Here is a 6,168-nt window from a genome sequence, read left to right as displayed (position 1 = left end):
CGCCCGGGCCGCGGCCGCCACGGTCTCGAGCCGCCGGCGCGGTGCCGGCCCGGTCGGCTCGGGTGGAACTACCGGCCCGGCTGGTGTGGCTGGTTCGGGTGGGTCGGCTGGTTCGGGTGGAACGGGGCGGCCGGACTGGCTGCGCGCCGGCGACTGGCTGCGGACCGGCGGGGCGGCGGCTGCGGAGAACCGCGATGCGTGAGTTGTTCGAGTACGCGGTGATCCGGATCGTCCCGCGGGTGGAACGGGGCGAGTTCGTCAACGTCGGCGTGATGCTGTACTGCCAGCGCTCCCGCTACCTGGACCTGCGCTGCCGGCTCGACGAGGGACGCCTGGGCGTCCTCGACCCCTACCTCGACCCGGCCGTCGTCGTCGCCCACCTCGCCGCGTTTCACGCCGTCTGTTGCGGCGGGGAGCAGGCCGGCCCGGCGGGGCGGCTCACCGCCGGGGAGCGCTTCCGCTGGCTGACCGCGCCGCGCAGCACCGTCGTGCAGACCTCGCCCGTCCACACCGGCCTGACCACAGACCCGAAGGCCGAACTGGACCGCCTCGCAGCCCTGCTGGTCGACCCGCCGGGACCCCCGACTCCCCCGCCCGGACCCGACACCGCGACCCCTTGACCGGGCTGTGCCCCCTGGCCAGGCCCGGCCGCGCCCCCTGTCCGGCCGCGCCCCCTGTCCGGCCGTGCCCCCTGTCCGGCCGTGCCCCCTGTCCGGCCGTGCCCCCTGTCCGGCCGTGCCCCCTGTCCGGCCGTGCCCCCTGGCCGGTCGTAGCCCCGTACCACTGCGACCGCCGCACTTCCTTGCCTTCCAGAGGGACGAATCGGATACGGGACCCTCTGGAAGGGCAAGAAACCCACCCCGCCGCAGCCCGTGCGGCATCGGCCTGGCATCCGGCTACTGACAGTGGCCGCTGTCGGCGGGGCCAACGCTGGGGGACGACGGGAGGGCCCAGGTGAGCCGGCGCGTCACCACAGCGCGCCGTAGCGGGCCGCGGACTGGTTGTTCTTGAACAGGCAGTGCTCGATGTCCAACGGTCGATAGAGATTCGAGCCGACGTTGGGAGGCTCGCAGGAGTTGAAGTAGTTCTCGTAGTACAGTCCCTTGCCAGCCCGTTCCCGCAGCCAGTCCCACATGAACTGGATTCCGGGAACGGTGGCACGGAGAGGACCAGTCGGCCCGGCCAGCCGGCGAAGTTCTGTTCCGCCCAGGATGGGGCGACCATGTTCTGCCAACTGTTGCGGCTCACGAAGACGTGGGAGAGGTCGCAGGGGCTGCCGCGGTCGGCACAGAAGCTGTCGACGGTGGCCGGCACCATGATCGGATCCCCGTTGACGCCCGACAGCCACGGCAGTCCGGAGCGGTTCGGCGGCGTGGTCGGCGGTGGCGTAGTGGGCGGCGGGGTGGTTGGCGGAGCGGTCGGAGTGATCTCGCGGTAGGTGTCGGCCTTGTCGAAGCCGACCCAGGTACCCGTCGATCCGCCGGCGGATCGGCCGAGGTTCACGACGAAGGCGGTGTGCGGCCCGTCACTGAGCACCGACGAGCGGTAGAACAGCGCCCTGGTGGGCAGCGGGGCGAAGGTGTTGACGGCGTAGGGTGCGTGCCCGTCGATGCTCACCGTAATGATTCCGCCCTGCGGGGAGCGGATGCCGTAGATGTCGATCTGGGCCCCGGTGAACCGAATCCCGACCGTCGCCCCCGCGGCGACCGAGTAGCGGTAGCTGCTGTTGTCCGTGGGTGGCGCGCAGCCGCCGCAGGTGGTCCACATGTTCACGTAGCTGATCTGACGGCTGTCGTCCTCGATGGATCCCGACTGCTCGAAGACCGCGAGCGCCGGGTGTATCCGCCCGCCCAGCAGAAATAGCGGGGCGATGCAGAGAACGGCGAGAAGAAGGCATCGACGAATTCAACGCCGACGCGCTCCCCACGATTTCCCCGCCAGGTGCCCCCGTCGGTCTGGCCCTCCTCGAAAATCCTGTTCGGATTTTCTGCCGGTGGCGTCCAATGGGTGGCCTTGCCTGCACTGTTCGCGTCATTCCCCCGCCTGATGCAATCGGTCCTCGGAATCGACGGATGTCGGTCCTGGCCAGCCGCTGGCAGGGGGATACTAGGCAGCAGGTAAGATCGTAGTTACTCTCTGTCGCGAGACGGTCGGGCTCCGCGTGTCGAGGGCGTCGATAGTTCCCCAAAAAGGGGGACCGAACGGACAAGCTCCCTTGTGAAGGCGGGCCACGCTGGTAACCGTGTGCATGCGTGATCGAGGCTGGCTGGCGGGTTCGCCGCGGTGACCCGCTCAGGCCGTCGACTCGGGCTGGCCGCGCTCGGCCCCCCGAGTCCCAGAAGCCACCCGACAGGTGCGCCTTCTCGGCGAGGACGCCGGGTGGTTCGACGGTGCCGATGTGGTACGCGACCGCGACCGACAGGCCGGCGATGGAACAGGACGGCCAGCGCGAACACGACCGTGCAACGGCCGCGGGAAGGTGGCCGTGGCCGCGGGAAGGTAGCAATGGCCGCGGGAAGGTAGCAATGGCCGCGGGAAGGTAGCAATGGCCGCGGGAAGGTGGCAATGGCCGCGGGGGCCGGAACCAGCACGTCGGAACGCGCCGCGGCAGCCGTATCAGCGGGTGTCGGCGGTCGGCTCCGTCCCGCTCGGCCCCGCGAGAGGCGGCCCGGACGGCCCGGCCGCGGCCCGGCGACGTCCCTGGAGCATCGCGACGAGCTGATCCGAGGCCAGCAGCAGCACCGTGAGCCACGACACGGTCGCGACCCGGCCGAACGCCTCCACCCAGTCGCCGTTCGTCGGCAGCGAATGGCGGGCCTGCACCTCCAGCACGTACAGGGCACTGATCGCCAGGCAGACCGCCGGCCCGATCCGGGTCAGCCACCTGCCGCGCGGGGCGAGCAGCGCGATCGCGGTGGCCAGGGCGACGACGATCCCGGCGGCCACCGAGACGAGGACCGTGGCGAGCAGCCCGGCCCCCACCGCCGCGTACGCCGCCGTCCGCCAGTCGATCCGGGCCGGACGGATCGACCAGGGATCGACCGTCGGCAGGTCCGGTCCCGGCCCGCCCGCGCCCGCCGTCGCCGTCCGCCGGCGCCGCACGCGGCGGGTGGTGATCAGCAGCAGGGCCAGGAAGAACACGACCGTCACCGCGGAGAGCACCAGCGAATAGCGGACGATCTGCTGCGGCGCCCAGGTCAGGGTCACGGTGAACGCCGCAGCCGTCGGGTTGATCCGCCAACCGTTGGCGTAGCCGTCGACCAGCCTCGGCTGGCCCGCGTCGGCGCCGTTCACCGTCGCCTTCCAACCCCGGGACAGGCTCTCGCCGAGCACCAGCCAGAAGGGCGTCCCCGGCTGGGCCCCCGTGACCTGCGCGGTGAACGACGTCGCGGCCGAGGACTGGACGGTGATCCGCGGCGCCGCCCCGGTCGCAGCGGCTGCCCCGGCAGCCGAGGTGCCGGCTACGGTGCCTCCTGCGGCGGCGGGTCCGGCGGAACCGGTTGCCGACCCTCCGCCAACGGCGCCCGTACCAGCGGCGGGGGGAGTGCCGGTGGCGGGAGCACCGGTGGCGGGAGTGCCGGGGGTGGGGGTGCCAGCGGTGCCCGGGGCAGCGGTGGGGGAGCCGGTGTCGCCGGCGCCCAGCCAGGGGCCGCCGCCGGCATCCGAGGCGAGCAGCAGGCGGTCGATGTCGACGCCCAGCTTGGCGCCGTCTCCGGTCTTGACCACGTGCTCGCCGGGGCCGAGGGGGAGCGCCCCGCCGCAGGTGGACACCCGCAGGCCGAGGCGGTTCACCGCGTCGGAGGTCGAACCGTCGATGCGCACGCCGACCGGATGGCCGTCGACGCTCAGCAGGTCGTCCCGGCAGGTCCCCGCGAGCTGCGCCGGAAGCAGGGCCGGGGCGGCGCCCGCGGCGCTCCCATCCGCGGCACCGGCGGAGCCCGGGGCCTCGGTGACTCCGTTGGCCAGGCCCGGCAGCCCGATCTCGGCGATCCCCACCGGCATCGACAGGGGCGACCGGCTGATCGGGTCGATGCTCTTGACGGTGCGCGCGTCGTCGACGACGAACCGCCAGGTGCTACCGGTGACGGCCGGGAAGGCCAGGGTCACCTGCCGCGTGCCGCCACGCTGGGTGGTGTCGGTGACCGGTGGCACCGGCACCGACCCGATGACCTGACCGTCGACCACCAGCCCGATCCGGGTCGGCACCGAGTGCCGACCGTCGGCGACGAGGGACATCGTCACCGAGGAGGTGGTGATCGGGGTCGGCGAGACGACCTGGAGCCAGCTGCCCCCGGGGTCGCCGATGCCGGGGCTCCACGCGGTGGTGGTGTCGCCGTCGAAGGCGCTCGACGACCGGGCCGCGAGCGACCCGGGCAGGCGGCCGGACGAGGTCACGACGGGCAGGTTCGCCGGCCGCCCGAGCAGGCGGTCGATGTGGTCGTCGGCGGCGTACGCGGAGATCCGCGCCGTGCCGGTCAGCGCGAACGTCCGCGCCGTCGGCAGCGCGAACGACCGGCTGATGATCTCCTCGGTGTCCTGCTTGAACGGCTCGGCCGGGTTGGCCCGGTCCCGCGACATCTGCAGGGCCAGGCGGTGGCCGAGGGAGGAGGCGCCGGCGGCGTCGAGGCTGTCGCTCGGCATCCGCAGCACCTCGTCGGCGGTCAGCGCCTTGCCGTCCGCACCGGGGATCTCGACCTCGGCGAAGCCGACCGCGGAGACGTTGTCGTAGGTGCGCTGGCGGCCGTAGTTCGTCGCGTCGACCCGGATGTGCAGCGTGCGGAACGTGCGGCTCGGGAAGCTGACGACCTGGCCGACCTGGGTGCGCGACGACGGGGTGAGGTCGACGGTGACGGGGGAGCCGCCGTCGAAGGTCAGCGTCGCCCGGGTGATCCACCGGTTGCGCGGCCCGGACAGCGGCTGGGTGAGCCGCACGTGGTCGGTCGTGGCCGGCGCGGCCAGCGTCGTCTGCCAGGCCTCACCGGTCGGGTCGGTGAAGGCGCCGACCCGCCAGGCGGTGTTGATGTTGCCGTCGATGCCGCGCACCGGCCGGTCCCACGGGCCGTAGGCGAAGGAGTTGCCGTAGGCCGACGCCGTCACCGCGGCGATCTGCACCGGCTCGCCGGGGGCGTGCAGAGCCGCCGTCGTCTCGTTGGCGGTCGTCTCGTCGCCGAACAGCGGCAGCCGGTTGTCGTTCGGGTCCTTCACCAGCGGGGCGACGCCGGGCTGCTCGACGTAGCCGTAGTTCTCCCGGACCCCCGTCCAGCGCTCGGCCCGCAGCCGGTTGGTGTCGCTGACGAGCAGATCGGCGCCGTCGTCGAGGGCCTGGGCGAGCTCGCCCGGCTTGCTGGCCAACTCGGGGGCGTAGAGGATCGCCCGCCCGGACGCGATGGGCTCGGCGAGCAGCCCGGAGGCGGCCGCGTCGACGAGCGCCTCCCCGTTGCCGCTGACCAGCAGCGGTCGGGTGGTGGTGGCGGTGCGCAGGATCGGCTGGGTGTTCGACACGGGGAAGACGGCCAACGCCGGGGGATCGGGCACCGAGGCCTTCGTGCCCAGCGTGATCTCGTCGGTGAACGGGATCCCCGGATCCTCGGCCACCGGCGGTCCGTAGGTCTGTGGCGCGCCGAGGCCGGCCGGCCGGGTGGAGGTGAACAGATCCCACGTCGAGCGGGGCCGCGGAGTGCGGTAACGCTCGTAGGCGAGGTTGCTGCGCAGCATCACGTCGCCGACGCCCATCAACCGGGCCAGGTCCGGCACGGCGGCGGTCTCCAGCACGCCCTCCTGCATCCGGCGGTCCAGGGAGCGGACCAGGTCGACGGTGCCGGCCTCGCCGTAGGGGATCAGCTCGCGCAGGACCAGCGGCCGGTCCATCAGCCCCTCGGTGACCGGGTCGAGGGTGCTGCCCCAGCGGTAGTGCGAGAAGTCGGCGCCGGGCAGCTCCAGCACCCGCGAGCCGTCGTCGCCGGCGTCGAGCGCCTTGGCGACCTGCGTCTCGTAGGCGGGGACCTGCTCGGGACGTTGCAGCAGTGGCTCGACGAACTCGCCGCGGAACAGCGGCGACATGTCCGCGGCGATGAGCACCAGCACCAGTCCCATGGCGAGCTGGGGAACCGCTGGCCGCCAGCTCCGCGCGCCGCCGCCGCCGGCAGCGGTGCGGGCGCGGCGTCCGCC

4 protein-coding genes and 1 pseudogene are annotated in these 6,168 nt (G+C 73.0%); 3 read left to right on the top strand and 2 right to left on the bottom strand.

Translation table 11 applies throughout. From position 1 onward, the window contains the following. A pseudogene (locus ND748_RS22490) lies at positions 1–202 on the top strand (hypothetical protein); the annotation flags it as partial. Beyond that, entirely contained in the window at positions 195–620 is a 426-nt protein-coding gene (locus ND748_RS22485) for a DUF3037 domain-containing protein (RefSeq protein WP_251747952.1), read from the top strand. The pseudogene ND748_RS22490 and the gene ND748_RS22485, both read left to right, overlap by 8 nt. A 347-nt stretch (positions 621–967) precedes the next feature. Here the strand turns inward: ND748_RS22485 and ND748_RS22480 are convergent, their stop codons facing one another. Next, complete coding sequence (locus ND748_RS22480; RefSeq protein WP_251747951.1) at positions 968–1,135, bottom strand: hypothetical protein; 168 nt, start codon at positions 1,133–1,135, stop codon at positions 968–970. An 87-nt stretch (positions 1,136–1,222) separates the two neighbouring features. On the opposite strand from ND748_RS22480, the gene ND748_RS22475 reads away from it, so the two are divergent. Then, positions 1,223–1,438 carry a hypothetical protein gene (locus ND748_RS22475; RefSeq protein ID WP_251747950.1) on the top strand — a complete coding sequence of 72 codons (216 nt, stop codon included), beginning with the start codon at positions 1,223–1,225 and terminating at the stop codon, positions 1,436–1,438. A 1,178-nt stretch (positions 1,439–2,616) separates the two neighbouring features. Here the strand turns inward: ND748_RS22475 and ND748_RS22470 are convergent. After that, positions 2,617–6,168: alpha-(1->3)-arabinofuranosyltransferase family protein (locus tag ND748_RS22470; protein WP_251747949.1), on the bottom strand; the 3,552-nt coding region annotated here is incomplete at its 5' end.

Source organism: Frankia sp. AiPs1, assembly GCF_023716945.1.
In the GTDB taxonomy this organism is placed as follows: domain Bacteria; phylum Actinomycetota; class Actinomycetes; order Frankiales; family Frankiaceae; genus Frankia.
Note: the sequence above shows the minus strand (reverse complement) of the source record. Positions and strands in the feature narration are given on the sequence as shown.

Bases quoted from the DNA above. Each gene is read 5' to 3' on its own strand.
- ND748_RS22485 (WP_251747952.1), top strand. From the start codon at position 195: ATGCGTGAGTTGTTCGAGTACGCGGTGATCCGGATCGTCCCGCGGGTG.
- ND748_RS22480 (WP_251747951.1), bottom strand. From the start codon at position 1,135: ATGTGGGACTGGCTGCGGGAACGGGCTGGCAAGGGACTGTACTACGAG.
- ND748_RS22475 (WP_251747950.1), top strand. From the start codon at position 1,223: ATGTTCTGCCAACTGTTGCGGCTCACGAAGACGTGGGAGAGGTCGCAG.